Raw genomic sequence first — 20,611 nt, forward strand, 5'->3', positions numbered from 1 at the left:
GAGTGACTAGTGTTTGATTCCCTGAGCGATCGCCTCAACGACACATTTGACCGCCTGCGCGGCAAGGGTAAGCTGACCGAGGCCGATATTACTTCGGCCATGCGCGACATTCGCATGGCGCTGCTCGAGGCCGACGTCAACTTTAAGGTCGTCAAGGAGTTCGTCGCCAAGACCAAAGAGCGCTGTATGACCGCCGAGGTCATGGAGTCGCTCTCGCCGGCGCAAAACGTCGTTAAGATCGTGCTCGACGAGCTCACCGAGATGCTCGGCTCCACCGAGAGCAAGCTCGTCTTTAGTAACCGCATTCCCAATGTCATCATGCTCGTGGGCCTGCAGGGCTCCGGTAAGACCACGGCTGCCGTAAAGCTTGCCTACCTGCTCAAGAAGCAGGGCCGCTCGCCGCTGCTCGCCGCGTGCGACGTCTATCGTCCCGCTGCTGCCGACCAGCTGGCCACGCTCGGTGGCGAGATTGGCGTGCCGGTCTTCCGCGGTGACGGCGCGCACCCGGTCGACATTGCCAAGGGTGCCATCCAGGAGGCCGTCGACCACCTGCGTGACGTGGTCATCGTCGATACCGCCGGTCGTCTGCAGATCGACGAGCAGATGATGCAGGAGGCCGTCGACATCAAGAAGGCCGTCAAGCCCGACCAGGTGCTGATGGTCGTCGACGCCATGACCGGCCAGGATATCGTCAACGTTGTCTCGACGTTTGCCGAGCGCACCGATTTTGACGGCGTTATCATCTCCAAGCTCGACGGCGATGCCCGCGGCGGCGGTGCGCTTTCCGTGCGCCAGGTGACCGGCAAGCCCATCAAGTTTGTGAGTATGGGCGAGAAGCCCGACTCGCTGGAGCCGTTTTATCCCGATCGCATGGCCAAGCGCATCCTGGGTATGGGCGACGTCGTCGGCATCATCGAGAAGGCCCAGGAGGCGGCCGACGCCGAGCAGCTCGAGGCTGCCGAGCGCATGCTGCGCGAGGGCTTCACCATGAACGACATGCTCGACCAGATGAAGGCCGTCAAGAAGATGGGCGGCATGAAGGGCATCCTGGGTATGCTTCCCGGCGGCCAGCGCGCGCTCAACCAGATGGGCGGCAACCTGGACGAGCGCATCTTCGATAAGAACGAGGCCATCATCATGTCAATGACCAAGGAGGAGCGCCTGCGTCCCTCCATCATCAACGGCCAGCGCCGCGCCCGCATTGCCAAGGGAGCTGGCGTAACCCCCACCGAGGTCAACAGCCTTATGAAGCAGTGGGGCGAGATGAATAAGATGATGGGCCGCATGCGCACGATGGCCAATCAGGCACAGGCCGGCGGCAAAAAGGGTAAGAAGGGTAAGAAGGGCAAGAAGATGCGCATGCCCAATATTCCCGGCCTGGACGCCATGGGCCTGGGCGGCATGGGTGGCTTGGGAATGGGCGGTCCCAAGTCCGATATGGAGCTGCTGCGCCAGATGGAAGCGCAGATGCGTAATAAGAAATAGAGCTGTAATTCCAGCTTGATATGGCAAAGGCCACTCGGAAGCTACCGGGTGGCCTTTGTTGTTGGCTTTGATTGTTGGATTGCGTTCAGTATCGCGCCCCGAGCTCGCGGTGCCGTGCCGTTAGTGGCAGCCGCAGCCCTCGTGGCCCTCGTGCTCGTGATGGCCGTGGCAGCCGCAGGACTCGCCATGCTCATGGGAATGCTCGTGGTCGTGACCATGGCAGTCGCAGGTGGCCTCGCCGACCTGTGCGAGCGTGCCGGCGATAAGGGCTTCGACGCACGCATCGCAGCTGCCCTGGGCTCCCGCATAGACGGTGATGCCGGCCTGGGCGAGCGCATTGATGGCGCCACCGCCGATGCCGCCGCAGATGAGCGTGTCCACGCCGCCGTTGGCGAGCAGGCCCGCAAGGGCACCGTGGCCGGTGCCGCCGGTGCCCACGACCTGCTCGTTGAGTACCTTGCCGTCCTGAATGTCGTAGATCTTGAACTGCTCGCTGCGGCCAAAGTGCATAAAGATGTTGCCGTTGTCGTACGTGGTTGCCACCCTCATGGTGTCGATCTCCTTTGCTGGCCATACGGCCGTTGCCGTGGTAATGGGGGAGTACGCGATATTGCCGCCTTCGATGATGAGCGCCCGACCATTGACCAACGCGTTTGCCACCTTGCGATGCGCGCGGCTGCAAATAGCCGCCACCGTGGCGCGCGCGATACCCATCTGCTGTGCGACTGCCTCTTGGTTAAGGCCTTCCAGGTCGCACAGGCGCAGTGCCTCGAGTTCGTCGACCGTCATGTCGATGGCGTCTCCGCTGGCTAGGCCGTCAGGGGTAAAGCCGCGGTATTCGGGGATGATCCCGACGCGGCGCAGTTTTTCGCGTCTTCCTGCCATGTGCTCTCCTTATCTGACATATGTCAACAATAGAATAGCGAATGCGCAGATTTACGCAATGAATTTCTGGCATATGCCAGAAATTGAGGGCTTATGTTTGGGCTGTGGGGCCGCATGTGCCTGGGCTACAATGAATCTCGCTTATAGGCGACTGACAGGAGGGTCAATGAGCAAGGCTGATCAACAGTTTGTAACCATGTGCCGCGATATTCTGGACCATGGCACCACCACCGAGGGCCAAAAGGTCCGCCCGGTGTGGGAGGACGGCACCCCTGCCTATACCATTAAAAACTTTGGCGTCACGGCCCGCTACGACCTGCGTGAGGAGTTTCCGGCGCTTACCCTGCGTCGCACGGCCCTCAAATCTGCCATGGATGAGATCCTATGGATCTATCAAAAGAAGTCCAATAACGTGCATGACCTCAACAGTCATATTTGGGATGAGTGGGCCGACGAGACCGGCTCCATCGGCAAGGCCTACGGGTATCAGATTGGGCAGAAGAGCCATTATGCCGAGGGTGACTTCGATCAGATGGACCGCGTGCTGTACGACCTTAAGCATACGCCGTACAGCCGCCGCATCATGACCAACACGTACGTGTTTAGCGACCTATCCGAGATGCACCTGTATCCGTGCGCGTACAGTGTGACCTATAACGTCACGCAGCACCCGCAGGATGACAAGCCCACGCTCAACATGATTCTCAACCAGCGCAGCCAGGACATTTTGGCCGCGAACAACTGGAACGTGTGCCAGTACGCCATTTTGCTCATGATGGTCGCGCAGTCGGTCGATATGATTCCCGGCGAGCTGTTGCACGTGATCGCCGATGCTCATATTTACGACCGCCATGTCGATATCGTCCGCGAGCTTATCGAGCGTCCGCAGTTTGCGGCGCCTAAGGTTTCGCTGAACCCCGACGTGCATGACTTCTATGCGTTTACGACCGACGACCTGATCGTCGAGGGCTACGAGCACGGCCCGCAGGTCAAGAACATTCCCATCGCGGTGTAGGTGGCGCTTATGACGTGTAAGCTTTCTGCCATCGTTGCCGTGTGTGACGACTGGGGCATTGGCTGCGAGGGCGACATGGTGGTTTCCAATCGCGCCGACATGCGCCATTTTGTGGCGTGCACCAAAGGTTGCCCGGTTATTATGGGGCGCAAGACCCTGCTGAGTTTTCCCGGCGGGCGTCCGCTCAAGAACCGTCGTAATATCGTGCTCACGCGCGATGAGGACTTTGCTGCCGAGGGCGTCGACGTGGTGCATAGCGTCGACGAAGCGCTCACCGCGGTAGCCGATGAGCCCGTTGCGTGGGTGATCGGTGGCGGCGAGGTGTATCGGCAGTTTTTGCCGTATTGCGCCGAGGCCGAGGTTACGCATAACCATTGCGTGCATGACGTGGATACGTATTTTCCCGATCTGGATGCCGATCCCGCGTGGGAGATTGCGCGGCGTGGCGGTGTTGCCACGATTGCCTCGGGCGAGGGCGACGAGGGTGTCGATTATGAGTTCGTAACGTATCGTCGCGTTGAGGCGTAAATCGTCCGGCGTGAACGGTATCATCGGATTGTTTGAATGCATGGGGCGGCGCTTAGCGTCGCCTCGTTTGGTATAGATGCGCTGTAAAGAAAGGTGCGGGCTGGCTGCTATGACTGATGCCGTTGAGGTGCTGCGAATCGATTCGCTCGAGGACGAGCGGCTTGATGCCTACGTGCGACTGACCGAGCGTGAGCTGCGCTGCGTGCTGGAGCCGCAGAAGGGCATTTTTATCGCCGAGAGTGCCAAGGTCATCGAACGTGCGGTTCGCGCCGGATACGAGCCGGCGAGCTTTCTTTTGGGCGAGCGCTGGCTCGACCAGATGATGCCGCTGTTTGAGCGCCTGGTTGTGCGCGAGGGCGCGGGTCCGGTTCCTGTGTTCGTTGCCTCCATGGAGCTCATGGAGCAGCTGACGGGCTTCAATGTGACGCGCGGTGCGCTCGCGGCATTTCGTCGCCCGCGACAGATTCCGGTTGATGAGTTCTTGGGCGGCGTCGTCGAGGCGGCGGGGGAGCGCCCGGTGCGCGTGTGCGTGCTCGAGGGCATTGTCGACCATACCAATGTGGGCGCAATATTCCGCTCGGCGGCCGCGCTCAACGTCGACGGCATTTTGGTCAGTCCTACGTGTTGTGATCCGCTGTATCGTCGTTCGGCCCGCGTGAGCATGGGCACGGTGTTCCAGGTGCCCTGGACACGCATTGGCAGCGAAGCGCGCGTATGGCCGCATGATGGGCTGGCGGCGCTACACGATGCCGGCTTTTCGTGTGCCGCTATGGCGTTGACGGATGATTCGGTGTCGCTGGACGATCCCGCGCTCCAAGAGATTGACCGCCTGGCAATCTTTATGGGCACCGAGGGTGCTGGCTTGGGCGCCAAGACCATTGCAGGCTGCGACCGCGCCGTGCGTATTCCGATGGCGCATGGGGTCGATTCACTCAACGTGGCCGCGGCAAGCGCTGTTGCCTTTTGGCAGCTGTGCCCGCATGTGAGCAACGAGTACCACTACCAGCCGGGGCTGTATCACTAGGCAGATAGTTAGCACCGGGCTCTGGTTCGGGGCGTTTCGGCCGACGTCGGTCGGTGCTAAGCTGGTATTGGCTTTGGTCTTAAATTGCCGTTTTGTTGTTTGACGTACGCTGGTGGGGAGGGCGTGTGGCTAAGAAATCTACGGCTATCGATGTAACGCAGGGCGTTATTTGGCAGCAGCTGCTGTCGCTGTGCGTCCCTATCTTCTTTAGCTCGTTTTTTCAGCAGGCTTACACGCTTATTGGTACGTATATCGTCGGCCAGTTTGGCGGCAAGCTCGCGCTGGGTGGCATTCAAGCCACGATGGTGCTCACCGAGCTCTGCATTGGCTTTTGCGTTGGCGTTGGCGCTGGCTGCGCGGTCATTACCGGTCAGTTTTTTGGTCAGCACGATGATGAGCGATTGAGTCGTTCGGTCCATACGGCCATGACGCTCGCGCTGGTGGGCGGTATCGTTTTCTCGATTCTTGGCATAGTGTTCGTTGAGCCCATGCTGGTACTTATGAACACGCCGCATGAACTATTGGCCGAGGGCGTGGCCTATGCTCGTTGCTATTTTGCCGCCATGGTTGCGGCGCTGCTGCTCAATATGGGAACGGCGCTGCTGCGCGCCGTGGGCGACACACGCGGTCCTGCTGTGATCATTGCTTCCGGCTGCCTTGTTAATGCGGTGCTGGATGTCATCTTCGTTGCCGTGCTTCATATGGAGGCTCTGGGCTGCGGCATCGCGGTGGCGCTGACCATTTGCTCCAACGCCACGATGATCGTGATTCGTATGATGCACGCTCCGGGTGCGTGGCGGCTTTCACTGTCCAAACTCTGCATTGATCCTGGCATTTGTAAGAGCATGATCTCGTGTGGTCTGCCGCTTGGCTTTCAGTCTGCTGCGTATTCGATTTCCAACGTTTTGATTCAGGTGTCGGTCAACTCGTTTGGTGCCGATGTCACCACGGCGTGGGGTCTTTCCGGTCGCCTGGACGGCATTATCTGGATGGTTACCGAGGCGCTTGGCGTTTCGATCACCACGTTCTCGGCACAGAACTTTGGCGCGCGCAACTACGAGCGCATGCGCAAGGGCTACCATACGTCGCTTGTGCTGTCGTTTATGCTCATTGGTGGCCTGTCTGCCGTGCTACTGGTGTTCTCGGGTCCGTTGTCGCGTCTGTTTGTCGACGATGCTTCGATTTCGGCCTACACCACGACGATTCTTCATTTCATCGCGCCGTTCTACGCGATCTTCTCGATTATCGAAAACGCGTCCGGCTCCATCCGCGGCGCTGGCGTGAGCTTCCAGCCTATGATGCTCACGATTTTTGGCACCGTCGTGCTCAGGGTGATCTGGGTGTTTGCGATTATGCCGTTCGATCCGTCGCTTGAGCACCTGCTGCTGGTTTACCCCGTAACTTGGCTAATCACGGCCACGATGTTTACCATCTACCACCACAGCGGCAACTGGCTCGGCCGCGCCACCGCCTAATGATCCGAAGGGGACGGAGGAAAACGGATCATTGACCTGGCGATAAGGCAAAATGATCCGTTTTCCTCCGTCCCCTTCGGATCATTTAGTATTCGATGCCTTGGCGGGCTAGGAGGCCTTCGTCGAAGTAGTGTTTGACGGGGCGCATTTCGGTTACTAGGTCCGCGAGATCGGCCAGTGGCAGCAAGCCGCGGCCGGTGAGCACGAGCTCTGTGGTGGTCGGTTTCATTGCGATCAACGCTTCGACATCTTCGCGCGTCACAAAGCCTCGGCGCATGGCTTCTCCCAGCTCATCCAAGATCAGCACGTCGACCTGGCTAATCTGCTCGCGCGCCAGCTCCATGATCTGTGCGGCACAGGCTTCGGGCGTGTCGCGGTCGGCTTGTACGATGCGCAGACCTAAACGGGGCGCCGCATCATGCTCGGCGCAGTGCAGCTTCTTGGCAAACTGAAGCATGAGTACGTTAAGTCCATAGCCCGTGGCGCGCAGCGCAAGCCCCAGCGCAGCCGTCGTCTTGCCCTTGCCGTCGCCCGTATAGATTTGAACCTTGCCGACTCCCAGTGATGCCTTCTCTGTCCTTTCGTGCCCGGCGTCGGTTTATCGCCGTCCGGGTTGGGTATTCTAGAAAAAATTATCAACCCCAGTAGATGGAGTTCAAGCAGATGGAGATGGATGACAATAAACGTAGACGGAATATGATCCTCTACGTGCTCATCGCCTTCGTCGTCTACCTCGTGCTCTCGACCGTTCTGTTCCCCAACATCGGTCACACGCAGCAGATTACGAAGACCGATTACTCGACGTTTGTCAAAGCGCTCGATAAGAAGAGCGTCGACAAGGTCGAGTACAACACGGACGATTACACGATTTATTACACCAAGAAGGGCGAGGACGAGAATATCGCCTACAAGACGACCGGTGTGCCGAATGACGCGGGCTTTACCGATCGCGTGCTTGAGTCCGGTGCTTCGCTTGAGTCGGTCGTTCCCGATAAGAACTCGGGCCTGATGACCTACTACCTGCTCACCCTCATTCTTCCCATGGTGATTTTCTTCCTGATTGGCTGGTGGCTCAACCGCCGCATGAAGAAGGCCATGGGTGATGACGGTCCGTCGATGAACTTTGGCGGCGGTGGTTTTGGCGGCGGCGGACTGGGCAAGTCCGGCGCGCGCGTGATCGCCTCCAAGGACGTGGGCGTGACCTTTAAGGATGTCGCCGGCCAGGAAGAGGCTAAGGAGTCCCTCAAGGAGGTCGTCGACTTTCTGGAGAAGCCGCAGCGCTACGAGGAGATCGGCGCCAAACTGCCACGCGGCGCTCTCCTTGTCGGCCCTCCGGGTACCGGTAAAACCCTGCTCGCCAAGGCTGTGGCCGGCGAGGCGGGCGTGCCGTTCTTTAGTATTTCTGGTTCTGAGTTTGTTGAGATGTTTGTCGGCCGCGGCGCCGCTAAGGTTCGCGACCTGTTTAAGCAGGCCAAGGAAAAGGCCCCGTGCATCGTCTTTATCGACGAGATCGATACCATCGGCAAGAAGCGCGATGGCGGCGGCTTTAGTGGCAACGACGAGCGCGAGCAGACGCTCAATCAGCTGCTGACCGAGATGGATGGATTCGATAACCACAAGGGTATCGTCGTCCTCGCTGCGACCAACCGTCCCGACAGCCTTGATCCGGCCCTGCTGCGCCCCGGCCGCTTCGACCGCCGCATCCCCGTTGAGCTGCCCGACCTGACCGGTCGCAAGAATATCCTTGAACTGCACGCCAAGAGCGTGAAGACGCAGCCGCCGATCGACCTGACCGCGATCGCCCGCGCCACGCCTGGCGCCTCGGGTGCCGACCTGGCCAACATCATCAACGAGGGCGCCCTGCGCGCTGTCCGCGAGGGTCGCAAGCGCGCCACGCAGGATGACTTTGAGGAGTCGGTGGAGGTCGTCATCGCCGGCCAGCAGCGTAAGTCCACGGTGCTGTCCGATCACGAGAAACAGGTCGTGTCCTATCACGAGATCGGCCATGCCATCGTTGCCGCCCGCCAGAAGGGTTCTGCGCCGGTTACGAAGATCACCATCGTGCCGCGTACGAGCGGTGCTCTGGGCTACACCATGCAGGTCGAGGAGGACGAGCGCTTCTTGACCACGCGCCAGGAGGTGCTCGACAAGCTCGCTGTCTACTGCGGCGGACGTGCTGCCGAGGAGCTCATCTTTGGTGAGATGACGACTGGCGCGGCCAATGATATCGAGCAGGCCACCAAGCTCGCCCGCAACATGGTGACGCGCTTTGGTATGTCGGAAGAGTTTGGCATGATGGCGCTCGGTACCGTTCAGAATGCCTACCTCAACCAGGACACGTCGCTCACCTGTGCCCCCGGTACGGCCGAGCGCGTCGACGCGATCGTCGCCAAGCTGATCGAGGACGCACATGACCGCGCCCTGCAGATCCTCAAAGAGAACAAGTTTAAGCTCCATGAGCTGGCTCGTTATCTGTACAAGAAGGAGACGATCACGGGCGAGGAGTTCATGAATCTCCTCACGCGCGAGAATCCGCTGATGCCAAAGCAGCAGTAAGGCTGGTTGCACAACGTCGAACGCCCCATTTGAGTTTCTATCTCAAATGGGGCGTTTTGTTTGGGAGGGATATGTATGAAGATCGTGGTGAGTGCCTGCTTGATGGGAGAGAGCTGCAAATATAACGGGCTCGACAATTACCATCGCGCGTTGGTCGAGGCCTGCGAACGCACAGGGACCGAGGTCCTGTTGGTGTGCCCCGAGGTTTTTGGCGGCTTGCCCACACCGCGCAAGCCGTCCGAGATTGTGAATGGCGAGGTTTGTACCTGCGAGGGCATCTCGGTCGATCGCGAGTTTCGCCAGGGTGCTCAGCGCGCGCTCGATATGTGCGAGCAGGCGGGCGGCCCGTCCGAGATCGTTGCGTGCATTTTGCAGGACCGCAGCCCCTCGTGCGGTACGGGTCACGTCTACGATGGCACCTTTAGCGGTACGCTCACCGCGGGCAATGGTGTTTTTGTCGATCTGCTGCTGCGTCACGGGTACCGTGTGATTCCGGCTAGCGAGTTCGATCCCAGCATGCTGGAACATTGTCCACAGCACTCGAACCCAACACTTCCTCACGGGTGACCGTTTTGGCATCATCCGTGAAGTTGATATTGAGTACGACCCGGTCATCAAAGACGTAGACCGAGTTGACAGGCGCCGTACCCAGGCAGCCCCTCCCCACGGCCCTCGCGCAGGAACGCGCACACGGCCTTCCCGTCTCTTGCGCCTCTCCCGGAACTGTCCACATCAGCGTAGCCAATCCAGTCCGCCAAGGGCTGCAGCCCGGACAACGCGGCGATGGAGGGCTTCTTCGGCCTGCTCAAGAAGGAGTTCTGGCACGGCAGGGACTGGTCGGACTGGACCCCCGCCCGCTTCATCGAGGAACTCGGGGGCTGGATCGGCCGATACAATACGGAGAGGCGCAGCGATGCGCTCGGCGGCCGCACGCCGGCCGAGTTCCGCTCCGCGCTGGGAAGGGCCGCGTAACGGTCCAAGAAATCGTCCGCAGTCCCCATTCTTGCCCCTTTGGGACGGCTTCTTGTTGGGGCGTGCCTGCCTCAAACCCTGCTAGGAACGAGTGCAGCAAACTGGAATTTTAAATTACTCTTTGCAAATAACCTTTGAACCTTCACCATCAATTACAATTCCCTGACGATTGTTAATTGGGCATAGATTCAAATCCGAAAACTCAGTTATTATTTTCTCGGTAACTTTCTTAAATGGTGCTGTAAGAAAATGCGGAAGAACATAGAAATCAATCAAATTAAGCCCTGCATCATCTTCTTGTGAGTAGTCCTCCGGCTTTTCATCCATTTGCTCGATATATTGGATGCTTGGAGCGCATACAATCGCACCTGCCGATTCACCAATCATCAGTTTTCCTTTTGCCAATTCTTTCTTCAACAGCTCATCCGTTCCCGTTTTACGGAGCTGGTCTATAAGGAAAAAAGAATTTCCGCCGGTAAAATAGATCACATCCGCATCTTCAAAAAGAGACTGTATCGTTGAATAAGCCTCCGTTGAAATATCAATTTCAGTTACGATTGCTCCCAACTTTTTGAATAATTTTCGAGCCGAGCCGACATAACCGGTGTAGCCTTCACGCAGCGAAGCTGTTGGAATAAATGCGACTTTTTTACTTTCAACTTCTTCCTTAATCAGACTTCCTACACTTGAAAAGTGAGAACATAAAAACAGTTTCATCAGTATTCTCCTTTATATATAAATTCTTATTTGTTGAACTAAGCCGTGTATACCATACTCTCCAATGAAAGAACGCCCTGATATAGCGAAATTTTGCCGTTTTCCTGCGTACGTGCGTACACACTCCACAGGAATTCTAAGGGGCCTGCCCCCTTAGCACACGGACTTTGGAACAAAGTCTAGTGTGCTACGCCTTGCCAGAGGTGTACAGGCTCCCGGTATGCACGTACGAAGCAATTGCCATCAATGCGCCATATAAGTGGCGATCAAGTTCGCATAAAGCGACCTTGATCCTGCAAAACAAAAGGCAGGATACCATCACCACGATGATACCCTGCCTCTGTTCGTTTCTGTTTACCGTTCCGAGTAGTCCTTCCGCAGAATTTCCGATAAACAAAAAACGTACCCGAACCCTTTCTCGTAAAGAATCGGGTTCGAGTACGAACTGAATGCTGGAGCAATAAAAAACCACCAGAAAGGTGCCCGTCCCCTTTGTGGTGGTTTTGGGTCAGTCCTAGAGCGTGTGGCCGTAAGCGTTGGCGGCCTTGATGGCGGCGGCGAATTTCTCGTCGGTGAAGGGCTCCGGGTTGCCTTGCTTCCATTCGTTGGTGGCGTGCGCGTACTCGCACAGGGCAGGGATATCAGCCTCGGAAAGCCCGACCTGCTCAAGCGTCACGGGCAGGCCCATCTGATTGTTAAAGGCGGCGTAGCGCTCAAGGTTCTCGGTATCGCCCGTATAGGCGAACAGTACCAGCACACCCAGGCTCACGACCTCGCCGTGCAGGTAGGAGCCCTCGCGCGGAATGCTGCAGGAAGCGTTGTAGAACGCGTGCGCCACGCTCGAGTTGTAGTAGTAATCGTTTTGGTTGGTCAGGTTGGAGACGTAGCCCGTGTTGACCACGATATCGAGCGCGATCTGCTTGACGGCTTCGGTCGACAGGTTCTGGCGAACGTCCTCAAGACCCTGCACGCCATAGGTAAACAGCGGCTCGGAGCAGGTGTGTGCGAGTGCTAGGCCAAGGCCTGCCGTGTGCTCCAGGTTGCCGGCGCTCGTGGCGTACTCGACCTCGGGCTGCTTGGACAGGGCATCACCCACGCCGGCCCAGAAGTACTCCGCCGGAGCCTCGGCGATGATCTTGGGGTTGATGAAGATGTGCGCAGGTCGGTTAGGGTACGAATAGCCCTCGAGCGAGCCGTCGTCGTTGTAGACAACGGCAATGGCGGTCGCGGCGGAGCAGTTGGAACAGATCGTCGGTACCGTAAAGACAATCTTCTTGAGCTCGATAGCTGCGGTCTTCACGGTGTCGAGCGCCTTGCCGCCGCCGCATGCGATAAGCACGTCAGCTTCCTGGCAGGCAGGGGAGTTTACGACCTTGGCGATATTTGCGCGCGTACTGTTGGTGCCGTAGACGCGCGTCTCCAGAATCTCGACGTCGGTACCTGCCAGCGCAGCTTCGATACCGGGAAGTGCTGCGGCCAGTGCTCGTTTACCACCAATGATGGCGACCTTGGTTGCTCCGTACTCGGCCAACGCGCCGTGCAGCTCGTCAAAGCAGTCTTCGCCAACGGTATAGTCGCTCATTCCGATCGTGCGCATAGCAATCTTCTTTCGTTCGATAAAGTGCTTACAGGTATTTTGCTCCAAGAGAAGGTCCACGGCCGCAAGAAATTTCGAACGTATAAAACCAGTGTTGAGGGTTTTTCGCCGGTGCGGAACGTGCTAGCATACTCCGCATAAGCGTTGATGGGGACGAGTAGTCGGCCGTCCGCATGCTACAGAGAGCGGGGAGCGCTGAGAACCCGTGCATGCGACCGATGAAAATCACCCCGGAGCTGCGGTCCCAACGGACGTGCCGCGTAGGTTCGTCTTAGTAGACATCGCCGAGATGGTCGTCGATACAGACCAGCCGAGTAACGGATGCGAGCGCGCGAATACGCGGGCGATGGCATCTAAGCTGGGTGGTTAAGCGAAGAGCTTTTGCGGGCGTGCAGCCCGTTTGTGGCGCTTCGTCCCAGCTTGTAGGGACGGGCGCTTTTTTGGTGCCCAGAGGGCGTGCGCGCCCACGACATGAAAGGGGTACCGTGGCAAACGAGTACAAGCAGACGATGAATCTGCCCAAGACCGGTTTTCCCATGCGTGCCGGTCTTTCCAATTCCGAGCCCAAGCGACTCAAGGACTGGCAGGACAACAAGGTCTACGAGCAGGTTCTGAAGAAGAACGAGGGTCACAAGAAGTTCGTGCTGCACGACGGCCCTCCGTACGCCAACGGTCCGATCCACATCGGCCACGCCATGAATAAGATCTCCAAGGACATGATCAACCGCTACTGGATGATGCAGGGCTATGAGGTTCCCTACGTCCCCGGTTGGGACTGCCATGGTCAGCCGATCGAGCACAAGGTCGAGGAGAAGCTCGGCACCGAGAAGTTCAACCAGACCTCCACGGCTAAGATCCGCGAGCTCTGCAACAAGTTCGCTGTCGAGAACATCGAGCTGCAGAAGGCCGGCTTCCGTCGCCTGGGCGTGCTCGGCGACTGGGACAACCCCTATCTGACGCTCTATCACCAGCATGATGCCGCCGACATCGAGGTCTTCAAGGCCATGTTCGATAAGGGCATGATCTATCGCGGCCACAAGCCGGTTCACTGGTGCAAGCACTGCCACACCGCGCTGGCCGAGGCCGAGATTGAGTACTCCGACGAGACGAGCCCGTCCATTTTCGTGCGCTTTGAGATGACCTCCAAGCCCGCCGGCCTCGAGAACTTCGACGGCCCGGTCGACTTTATCATCTGGACGACCACGCCGTGGACCATCCCCTCCGACCAGGCCGTTTCCCTTAAGCCCGGCGCCGCCTATGTCGCCGTTGAGCACGAGGGCCGTGCCGAGGTCATGCTCGAGGACCTGGCTCCTAAGTGTTGTGAGGAGTTTGGCTGGGAGTACACCCCGGTCATGGTCGATGGCAAGCCCTACGTGGTTTCCGCCGAGACCTTCCACCACATCCACTACAAGCAGCCGATCTTTGACGGCGTTGAGGGCGTGGCGCTGCTGGCCGATTACGTCGGTGTCGATGACGGTACCGGTATCGTCCACAACTCGCCCGGCCACGGCGTCGACGACTACTTCGCCTGCCTCAAGGAGGGCATCACCGACATCTGCATGCCGGTCGATGACGACGGCAAGTTCTACACCGGCGAGGAGTTTGGCACCGGCGGCCCCTTCAGCGGCATGGATACCGATGAGGCCAACCCGCACATCATCGAGTTCCTGCGCGAGCGCGGCACCCTGGTTCTCGAGAAGAAGATCACGCACAGCTATCCGCACTGCTGGCGCTGCAAGCACCCGGTGCTCTTCCGTGCTACCGACCAGTGGTTCGTCTCGATGGACAAGACCGGTTTGCGCGAGCAGGCTGGCAAGGAGGTCCGTGAGAACGTCAAGTGGTATCCGGCTCACGCCGCCAACCGCATCGGCGCCATGGTCGAGCAGCGTCCCGACTGGTGCATCAGCCGCCAGCGCAACTGGGGCGTGCCTATCCCCAGTTACACATGCGCCGACTGCGGCGAGAAGGTCATGAACGACGCCACGCTCGACGCCGTCATTAAGCTCTTCCACGAGAAGGGCTCCGACGCCTGGTTCACCGACGCTCCTGAGAGCTATCTGGGCGAGGCCTGCGTCTGCCCCAAGTGCGGTGGCCATCACCTCAAGGCTGATAAGGACATCCTTGACGTGTGGTGGGACTCCGGCGTGTCTTGGAAGGCCGTCTGCGAGTACCGTCCCGAGCTGGAGTACCCGGCGGACGTCTACCTCGAGGGCTCTGACCAGCACCGCGGTTGGTTCCAGAGCTCGCTGCTCACCTCGGTGGGCGCCAACGGCCACGCTCCGTACAAGGCGGTCGTCTCGCAGGGCTTCACCCTCGACGGCCAGGGCCGTAAGATGTCCAAGTCGCTCGGCAACGTTATCGACCCCAACAAGGTCTGTGACGAGATGGGCGCCGACATCATCCGCCTGTGGGTTGCTTCCGTCGATACCAGCTCCGACGTGTCCATCGACCACGAGATTCTTGCTCGTACGTCCGATGCCTACCGTCGTTTCCGCAACACGCTGCGCTTCCTGCTCTCCGAGCTCGAGGGTCAGTTTGAGCCCGAGACCGACGGCGTCGCCTTTGCCGACCTGCTGCCGCTCGACAAGCTCATGGTTGCCCGCCTGACCCAGGTCCAGGCCGAGGTCGACGACGCCTACGCTAGCTACGAGTTCCCGCGCGCCTACCGTGCGCTTTACGACTTTGTGGTTACCGAGCTGTCCAACGTGTATCTCGACGCCCTGAAGGACCGTCTGTACTGCGAGAAGCCCGGCTCGCTCGAGCGCCGGAGCGCCCAGACCGTGCTTGCCGAGCTCTTCTCGATGCTCATGCGCGACCTGCAGCCGATCCTGTCCTACACGGTCGACGAGGCCATGGCCTATGCACCCACCGGCTGCGTCGATCACCAGAAGTACGCCGCGCTGCTCGATTGGTATAAGTCGCCCATTACGGTCGACGAGGCCAATGAGTTTGAGGGCGTGCTTGAGGCTTCGCTCGAGCTCCGTAGCGCCGTGACCAAGGCCCTTGAGGATGCCCGCTCCGCCGGCACCTTCACTAAGAGCCAGCAGGTCCGCGTCAAGGCAGTCGTTCCCGCCGAGATGTATGCGCTGCTGACCGGCGACAAGGCCGTCGACCTGGCCGAGTTCTACATCGTCTCCGCTGTTGAACTGACCCAGGGCGAGGACCTCTCCGTTGCCATCGAGGCTGCCGAGGGCGAGTGCTGCGACCGTTGCTGGAATTACCGCACCACCGTTGGCGAGTACAACGGTCACGCTCACATCTGCGAGAGGTGTGCGAACGCACTCTAGTTACGCGGTTTTACCAAACCGCGTAACGGCTCGACGCTGCAAACCCGCCAGAGCGGCAATCTGCCTTTCAGCTTCGGCGGCATGACCAGAAGGTCTATGCCGCCTTGCTTCAAGGCACCTTGCTCGCTCTGGCGGGTTTTCGCTGTTGGTAGCGAATCATCGGCTATTTCGTTGCTGGTCAATATAAGATATTGATTTGCGTTAAACGTAATTCGATGTTTTTGAGGGTAGGGGATTGATTTGGGTCGTTCTGCGGATATGACGCCGCCTTTGCGTTGGCGGTTGGGTGTTGCTGGTAGCGTGGCGTTGGCCGTGCTGCTTGTTGACCAGCTGACCAAGCTTGCGGTTCGTGCCGTCGGCGATGCTCTACATGTGACTGTTATCCCCGGTGTGATCGACTTCCTTTTCGTGCGTAACATCGGTGCTGCCTTTAGCATGGGCGAGGGACATGGCCTCGCGTTTGCCGTGCTGGCGTTTGTCGTTATCGTTGCGATCGCGGTGTACTTGCTTCGCGCGCCCCAGCTTGCTCGCTTTGAGGTTGTGGGCATGGCTATGGTCGTGGGCGGCGCCATTGGCAATGCGATCGACCGTCTGGCTTTTGGCTTTGTGACCGATTTTATTGCCACCACCTTCATCGACTTCCCCGTCTTCAATGTGGCCGATGTCGGCATTACGGTCGGTGTGGTGCTTGCCCTCATCGGCTACATGTTCTTGAGTCCTGCGGCCCGTGAGGTCGATGCGACCGCCGAGCTTAACGCTCGTGACGAGGCCCGCGCCAAGCGCAAAGCCAAGCAGCGTGGGGAGCGTGCCCGCAAGATTCGCGAAAGGAATGAGCGCTAATGGCCGACATCCATATCCTTGTTGCCGACGATGCCGCTGGTCAGCGCCTTGACGCCTATCTGGGCGCCAATGACGGCTGCCCTACGCGCTCTGCCTGCGCGCATCTGATCGAGGGCGGTGCCGTTGCCGTCAACGGCGAGACATGCCTGTCAAAAAAGTATGCCGTGCGCTCCGGCGACCGTATTTCGGTCGATTTGCCCGAGCCGCACGATCCCACCGATGTGATTCCCGAGGCCATTCCCCTCGATATCCGCTACGAGGACGACTACCTCATCGTGCTCTCCAAGCAGCGCGGTCTGGTGTGCCATCCCGCCCATGGCCACGAGAGCGGCACCCTTGCGAACGCCTTGGTCTATCACTGTGGCATTGACCATCTGGGCACCGTGCAGGGCGAGGACCGCCCCGGCATCGTGCATCGCCTGGATCGTGACACCTCGGGCCTTATGCTCGCGGCAAAAGACGACGACACCCAGCGCGCGCTCCAGAATCTCATCCGCACGCGCACGCTCGACCGCCGCTACATTACGCTCGTCCACGGCCACATTGCCATGGACGAGGGCACCATTAACACTGGCATTGCCCGTTCTACGCGCGACCGTGTCAAGATGGCGGTTTCGGTCGATCCTTTCGCGCGCCAGGCCATTACGACCTTTAAGGTCCTCGAGCGCTTCGATTCCACACGCTTCGACGACGGCTACACGCTCGTCGAGTGCCACCTGTTTACGGGCCGCACACATCAGATTCGCGTGCATATGCGCCATATCAACCATGCCTGCGTGGGCGATCCACTCTACGGCAAGTGCGATGCGCGCGCTGATCAGGGCCTGACCAGGCAGTTCCTGCATTCCTGGCGCGTGGCGTTCGACCATCCCGTGACGGGGGAGCGCATTGAGTGCCGCGACGAGCTGCCGTGGGATCTCGCTGCGGTTCTCGACGATTTGGCTCCGCGTTCGCTTGGCCGCACCGCTGCCGGCGACGAGATCGTTCCTCAGCTCGGTCTTCTCGAAGCCTAGTTAGTATTAGGTGGTTTCTTGAACGCCCCTAGCCTGCGGTAAGATATACGGTTGTTTACGTAACGCGTTCCTGGGAGCCTGCATGCTCGCCTTTTTACAAACCAACACGCCCATCGTGATCTTTAACCAGATTGTGGTTACGCTGCTCACGGTCTGCTTTTTGTACCAGGTGGTCTTCTTTGTTATTGGCGCCCTGCGCGGTGAGGTCGCACCTCCCAAGGCCAAAAAGCTCCACCGGTATGCTTTCTTTATCGCGGCGCATAACGAGGAAGCCGTGATCGCCAACCTCGTTCGCTCCATCAAGGATCAGGATTATCCTTCCGAGCTCATCGAGGTCTTCGTGGTCGCCGATGCCTGCACCGACAACACGGCGCAGCTTGCGCGCGAGGCGGGCGCCATTGTCTATGAACGCAACGACCTGGCCCGCAAGGGTAAGAGCTGGGTCATGGATTTTGGCTTCGACCGCATCCTTAACGAGTATCCCGACACCTTCGAAGGCTACTTTATCTTCGATGCCGATAACGTTATCTCCCGCGATTACGTATCCAAGATGAATGACGCCTTTGACCAGGGCTTCCATGTGGTCACAAGCTACCGCAACTCCAAGAACTTCGGCAGCTCGTGGATCTCGGCAGCTAATGCCACCTGGTATCTGCGCGAGGCACGCTTTCTCAACAACGCGCGCAACATCTGCAAGACTTCTTGCGCCGTCTCGGGTTCGGGCTACCTCATCTCCGCCAGTGTTATTGAGGGCATGCACGGCTGGCAGTTCCACACGCTGACCGAGGACATTCAGTTCACCACGTTCTGCGCCATTCACGGCATCCGCATCGGTTATGCGCCGGCAGAGTTCTTTGACGAGCAACCCGTGACGTTCAAGGCATCCTGGAAGCAGCGTATGCGCTGGACCAAGGGCTTTTATCAGGTGTTCTTTACATATGGTAAGCACTTGGTCAAGTCGACCTTCCGTTACCATCGCTTTGCCGCCTACGACATGTTTATGACCATCGCTCCGGGCATGCTTCTGTCCCTGATTTCCATGCTCGCCAACGCGACGTTCCTCATCGTGGGTGGACTCTCACACGGCTTCTTGGCTACCGAAGTCGAGATGCAGGCTTGTGCCGCCTCGCTCATTATGACCTTCGCGATGATGTACCAGACCTTCTTTATCCTTGCGCTGCTCACGACCATCTTTGAGTACAAGCATATTCACTGCGCGCAAAAGTGGCGTCTGGTGACCAACCTGTTTACCTTCCCGATCTTTATGTTCAGCTATATCCCCATCACGGTGGCTGCTCTGTTCCTAAAGGTCGACTGGGTGCCGACGCAGCACGCCGTAAGCGTTACCCTCGACGAGGTCATGCAAGGCGCCAAATAACCACCACCAAAACCACCACAAAGGGGACAGGCACCTTTGTGGTGGTTTTTGCGTTTGAGCTGCTGCCCAAGGAGGTGTTCGATGGTCTATATCCCGTTTTGGATTTGCATCTTTGCCGGCGCGGCGATTGATGCCCGTGAGCGGCGGTTTCCGAATGCGCTTGCCGGTGCGTGTGCGGTGGCGGCGTTTGCAGGCGTCTGGCTCGACGAGGGCGTTAACACGGCGCTTGACCATGCCGGTCTTGCTCTCATCGTCTGCCTTGCCCTTGTGCTTACCGAGTTGCTCTGGCGTCGTGTTCGCCACGCTCCCGGCATTGGCATGGGGGACGCCAAGGCGCTCTTTGCCCTTTGCACGCTCGACCCTCTGGGCGGCATCGTGGCATTTGCCGTCGCGCTCCTGGTGCTGGCCCTCTCCTGCCTCTTCGCAAAAACGCGTTCTCTGCCTTTGCTGCCGTTTTTGGTGCCGATTTTTGCCATAATCGAGGTCGTGGGCTGCACATTGTAACCGATTGCGCATCCTTCTTAAGGAGCATGCCATGGCATCTAATCAAGAAACGGCCGTCATTAAGGCGCGCATGGACCGTATTCCCTCGGCGTTATCGCCCGAACTTGTCGAGCGCATTGCCGCAGATCGTGCTTCGGGCTATGTCAACCCGTACCGTTGCGACGATGACCAGGTCATCCGTCGCGTTGATCGAGCCGCAGACGAGGGCACGCTCATGCGTCCGGCGTTTATGCGCGATACCGAAAAGATTCTTCATCTTCCGGCGTACACTCGCTATGCCGGCAAAACACAGGTCTTCAGTTTTCGCAGCAACGACGACCTGTCGCGTCGTGGCCTGCACGTGCAGCTTGTCTCGCGCATCGCACGCGATATCGGCCGCGCCCTGGGGCTCAACTGCGACCTGATCGAGGCGATTGGCCTGGGCCACGACTTGGGCCACACGCCCTTTGGCCATGCCGGTGAGCGATTTCTCAACGATATCTATCACGAGCGCACGGGTCGCTACTTTTTCCATAACGTGCAGTCGGTCCGCGTGCTCGATGCGCTGTATGGCCGCAACGTGTCGCTCCAGACGCTCGACGGCGTCCTGTGCCATAACGGCGAGTACGAACAGCGTGTTTTTGAGCTTTCGGACATGAGTTCCTTTGACCAGTTCGACCGAACTGTCGAGGATTGCATTGCCACTGGCTATAGCGCGATTGAGCACCTGCGTCCCATGACACTCGAGGGTTGCGTGGTTCGCATCTCGGATATCCTTGCCTACGTTGGGCGCGATCGCCAGGACGCCATTGCGGCGGGCCTGCTGTCGCCCGACGCTTTTGACGACGGTCGGGGCGGCGCCTATAACAGCTGGATTCTCACGCACGCTTCCATCGATATCGTTGAGCATAGCTACGGCAAACCGCGTATCGAGATGAGCGAGGACCTGTTTGAGGAGATCCGCCGGGCTAAGCGCGAGAACTACGAGAAGATCTATAGCAAGGGCGGTATCGAAGGCGACTCCGAAGCGGAACTGCGCGAGGCCTTCGAAAAGCTCTACGACCGTTGCCTGCAGGATATATACGAGGGTGACGAGTCATCCTACATCTTTAAGCACCACATTTCGCGTATTGAGCAGCAGCTTTCCTATTATGGCCGCACCTATGCTTGGCAGGACGACAAGGATCAGGCCGTCGTCGATTACATCGCAAGCATGACGGATGGTTATTTCTGCGAGCTGACGAGCAAATTGTTCCCAGGTCTAAAGTTTCCGCACCGCACCTATATTAACGAACGGTAGTTCGCATCCTTTCGGTATACTGTTGGTCAACAACGATTTTGATTGATGCACGGGAT

The 20,611-nt window shown here is 58.7% G+C and carries 18 protein-coding genes; 14 read left to right on the forward strand and 4 right to left on the reverse strand.

The features are described from left to right. The first annotated feature begins 9 nt into the window (after nucleotides 1-9). Nucleotides 10-1,485, forward strand: a complete 1,476-nt coding sequence (ffh, locus tag DWW73_RS07165) for a signal recognition particle protein (protein WP_117779159.1) — start codon at nucleotides 10-12, stop codon at nucleotides 1,483-1,485. Between the two features lie 120 nt (nucleotides 1,486-1,605). Here ffh and DWW73_RS07170 read toward each other — a convergent pair whose 3' ends face one another. Further along, the gene (locus tag DWW73_RS07170; protein WP_117779160.1) at nucleotides 1,606-2,370 is read right to left on the reverse strand and encodes a DUF134 domain-containing protein; all 765 of its coding nucleotides are present in this window, start codon (nucleotides 2,368-2,370) and stop codon (nucleotides 1,606-1,608) included. A gap of 166 nt (nucleotides 2,371-2,536) precedes the next feature. Here DWW73_RS07170 and thyA point away from each other — a divergent pair, with 166 nt between their 5' ends. From thyA to DWW73_RS07190, 4 genes are all read left to right on the forward strand, one after another. After that, the gene (gene thyA / locus DWW73_RS07175; protein WP_117779161.1) at nucleotides 2,537-3,385 is read left to right on the forward strand and encodes a thymidylate synthase; all 849 of its coding nucleotides are present in this window, start codon (nucleotides 2,537-2,539) and stop codon (nucleotides 3,383-3,385) included. A 9-nt stretch (nucleotides 3,386-3,394) separates the two neighbouring features. Further along, nucleotides 3,395-3,913: a dihydrofolate reductase gene (locus DWW73_RS07180; RefSeq protein ID WP_117779162.1), complete on the forward strand. Its 519-nt coding sequence runs from the start codon at nucleotides 3,395-3,397 to the stop codon at nucleotides 3,911-3,913. 109 nt (nucleotides 3,914-4,022) lie between these two features. Then, nucleotides 4,023-4,937 (forward strand): RNA methyltransferase, encoded by a 915-nt coding sequence (locus DWW73_RS07185; protein ID WP_117779163.1) that lies wholly within the window; start codon nucleotides 4,023-4,025, stop codon nucleotides 4,935-4,937. 125 nt (nucleotides 4,938-5,062) lie between these two features. Continuing rightward, nucleotides 5,063-6,412: an MATE family efflux transporter gene (locus tag DWW73_RS07190; RefSeq protein WP_117779164.1), complete on the forward strand. Its 1,350-nt coding sequence runs from the start codon at nucleotides 5,063-5,065 to the stop codon at nucleotides 6,410-6,412. Nucleotides 6,413-6,497: 85 nt separating this feature from the next. On the opposite strand, the gene DWW73_RS07195 is transcribed toward DWW73_RS07190, so the two are convergent. Further along, on the reverse strand, nucleotides 6,498-6,974 hold the full coding sequence (locus DWW73_RS07195; protein ID WP_117774246.1) for a cob(I)yrinic acid a,c-diamide adenosyltransferase: 477 nt from the start codon (nucleotides 6,972-6,974) through the stop codon (nucleotides 6,498-6,500). A 101-nt stretch (nucleotides 6,975-7,075) separates the two neighbouring features. On the opposite strand from DWW73_RS07195, the gene ftsH reads away from it, so the two are divergent. From ftsH to DWW73_RS07215, 3 genes are all read left to right on the forward strand, one after another. Beyond that, nucleotides 7,076-8,968 carry an ATP-dependent zinc metalloprotease FtsH gene (gene ftsH, locus DWW73_RS07200; protein WP_187364973.1) on the forward strand — a complete coding sequence of 631 codons (1,893 nt, stop codon included), beginning with the start codon at nucleotides 7,076-7,078 and terminating at the stop codon, nucleotides 8,966-8,968. Nucleotides 8,969-9,043: 75 nt separating this feature from the next. Continuing rightward, nucleotides 9,044-9,535, forward strand: coding sequence for a DUF523 domain-containing protein (locus tag DWW73_RS07205; protein ID WP_117765687.1), 492 nt, complete (start codon nucleotides 9,044-9,046; stop codon nucleotides 9,533-9,535). A gap of 177 nt (nucleotides 9,536-9,712) precedes the next feature. Next, the gene (locus tag DWW73_RS07215) at nucleotides 9,713-9,940 is read left to right on the forward strand and encodes an IS3 family transposase (RefSeq protein ID WP_369831449.1); all 228 of its coding nucleotides are present in this window, start codon (nucleotides 9,713-9,715) and stop codon (nucleotides 9,938-9,940) included. Nucleotides 9,941-10,054: 114 nt separating this feature from the next. Here the strand turns inward: DWW73_RS07215 and DWW73_RS07220 are convergent, their stop codons facing one another. Together DWW73_RS07220 and DWW73_RS07225 are read right to left on the reverse strand one after the other, a co-directional pair. Continuing rightward, on the reverse strand, nucleotides 10,055-10,657 hold the full coding sequence (locus tag DWW73_RS07220) for a Type 1 glutamine amidotransferase-like domain-containing protein (protein ID WP_117765683.1): 603 nt from the start codon (nucleotides 10,655-10,657) through the stop codon (nucleotides 10,055-10,057). Nucleotides 10,658-11,171: 514 nt separating this feature from the next. Beyond that, on the reverse strand, nucleotides 11,172-12,254 hold the full coding sequence (locus DWW73_RS07225; RefSeq protein ID WP_117779166.1) for an iron-containing alcohol dehydrogenase family protein: 1,083 nt from the start codon (nucleotides 12,252-12,254) through the stop codon (nucleotides 11,172-11,174). Nucleotides 12,255-12,763: 509 nt separating this feature from the next. Here DWW73_RS07225 and ileS point away from each other — a divergent pair. From ileS to DWW73_RS07255, 6 genes are all read left to right on the forward strand, one after another. Further along, the gene (gene ileS / locus DWW73_RS07230; protein ID WP_369833044.1) at nucleotides 12,764-15,541 is read left to right on the forward strand and encodes an isoleucine--tRNA ligase; all 2,778 of its coding nucleotides are present in this window, start codon (nucleotides 12,764-12,766) and stop codon (nucleotides 15,539-15,541) included. A 240-nt stretch (nucleotides 15,542-15,781) separates the two neighbouring features. Next, on the forward strand, nucleotides 15,782-16,381 hold the full coding sequence (gene lspA / locus DWW73_RS07235) for a signal peptidase II (protein ID WP_233509154.1): 600 nt from the start codon (nucleotides 15,782-15,784) through the stop codon (nucleotides 16,379-16,381). After that, nucleotides 16,381-17,394 carry an RluA family pseudouridine synthase gene (locus DWW73_RS07240; RefSeq protein WP_117779168.1) on the forward strand — a complete coding sequence of 338 codons (1,014 nt, stop codon included), beginning with the start codon at nucleotides 16,381-16,383 and terminating at the stop codon, nucleotides 17,392-17,394. The genes lspA and DWW73_RS07240 overlap by 1 nt, the downstream gene beginning before the upstream one ends. Nucleotides 17,395-17,476: 82 nt before the next feature. Continuing rightward, entirely contained in the window at nucleotides 17,477-18,772 is a 1,296-nt protein-coding gene (locus DWW73_RS07245) for a glycosyltransferase family 2 protein (protein ID WP_089571721.1), read from the forward strand. 81 nt (nucleotides 18,773-18,853) lie between these two features. Next, nucleotides 18,854-19,276 carry a prepilin peptidase gene (locus DWW73_RS07250; RefSeq protein ID WP_117779169.1) on the forward strand — a complete coding sequence of 141 codons (423 nt, stop codon included), beginning with the start codon at nucleotides 18,854-18,856 and terminating at the stop codon, nucleotides 19,274-19,276. A 31-nt stretch (nucleotides 19,277-19,307) separates the two neighbouring features. Further along, the gene (locus DWW73_RS07255; protein ID WP_117779170.1) at nucleotides 19,308-20,555 is read left to right on the forward strand and encodes a deoxyguanosinetriphosphate triphosphohydrolase family protein; all 1,248 of its coding nucleotides are present in this window, start codon (nucleotides 19,308-19,310) and stop codon (nucleotides 20,553-20,555) included. Nucleotides 20,556-20,611: the final 56 nt, after the last annotated feature.

Source organism: Collinsella sp. AF16-8, assembly GCF_003462695.1.
Taxonomy (GTDB): Bacteria; Actinomycetota; Coriobacteriia; order Coriobacteriales; family Coriobacteriaceae; genus Collinsella.

Excerpts from the sequence above, each read along its gene's own strand:
- DWW73_RS07170 (WP_117779160.1), bottom strand. The coding sequence starts at position 2,370 with ATGGCAGGAAGACGCGAAAAACTGCGCCGCGTCGGGATCATCCCCGAA.
- thyA (WP_117779161.1), top strand. The coding sequence starts at position 2,537 with ATGAGCAAGGCTGATCAACAGTTTGTAACCATGTGCCGCGATATTCTG.
- DWW73_RS07180 (WP_117779162.1), top strand. The coding sequence starts at position 3,395 with ATGACGTGTAAGCTTTCTGCCATCGTTGCCGTGTGTGACGACTGGGGC.
- DWW73_RS07185 (WP_117779163.1), top strand. The coding sequence starts at position 4,023 with ATGACTGATGCCGTTGAGGTGCTGCGAATCGATTCGCTCGAGGACGAG.
- ftsH (WP_187364973.1), top strand. The coding sequence starts at position 7,076 with ATGGAGATGGATGACAATAAACGTAGACGGAATATGATCCTCTACGTG.
- DWW73_RS07205 (WP_117765687.1), top strand. The coding sequence starts at position 9,044 with ATGAAGATCGTGGTGAGTGCCTGCTTGATGGGAGAGAGCTGCAAATAT.
- DWW73_RS07220 (WP_117765683.1), bottom strand. The coding sequence starts at position 10,657 with ATGAAACTGTTTTTATGTTCTCACTTTTCAAGTGTAGGAAGTCTGATT.
- DWW73_RS07225 (WP_117779166.1), bottom strand. The coding sequence starts at position 12,254 with ATGCGCACGATCGGAATGAGCGACTATACCGTTGGCGAAGACTGCTTT.
- ileS (WP_369833044.1), top strand. The coding sequence starts at position 12,764 with ATGAATCTGCCCAAGACCGGTTTTCCCATGCGTGCCGGTCTTTCCAAT.
- DWW73_RS07240 (WP_117779168.1), top strand. The coding sequence starts at position 16,381 with ATGGCCGACATCCATATCCTTGTTGCCGACGATGCCGCTGGTCAGCGC.
- DWW73_RS07245 (WP_089571721.1), top strand. The coding sequence starts at position 17,477 with ATGCTCGCCTTTTTACAAACCAACACGCCCATCGTGATCTTTAACCAG.
- DWW73_RS07250 (WP_117779169.1), top strand. The coding sequence starts at position 18,854 with ATGGTCTATATCCCGTTTTGGATTTGCATCTTTGCCGGCGCGGCGATT.
- DWW73_RS07255 (WP_117779170.1), top strand. The coding sequence starts at position 19,308 with ATGGCATCTAATCAAGAAACGGCCGTCATTAAGGCGCGCATGGACCGT.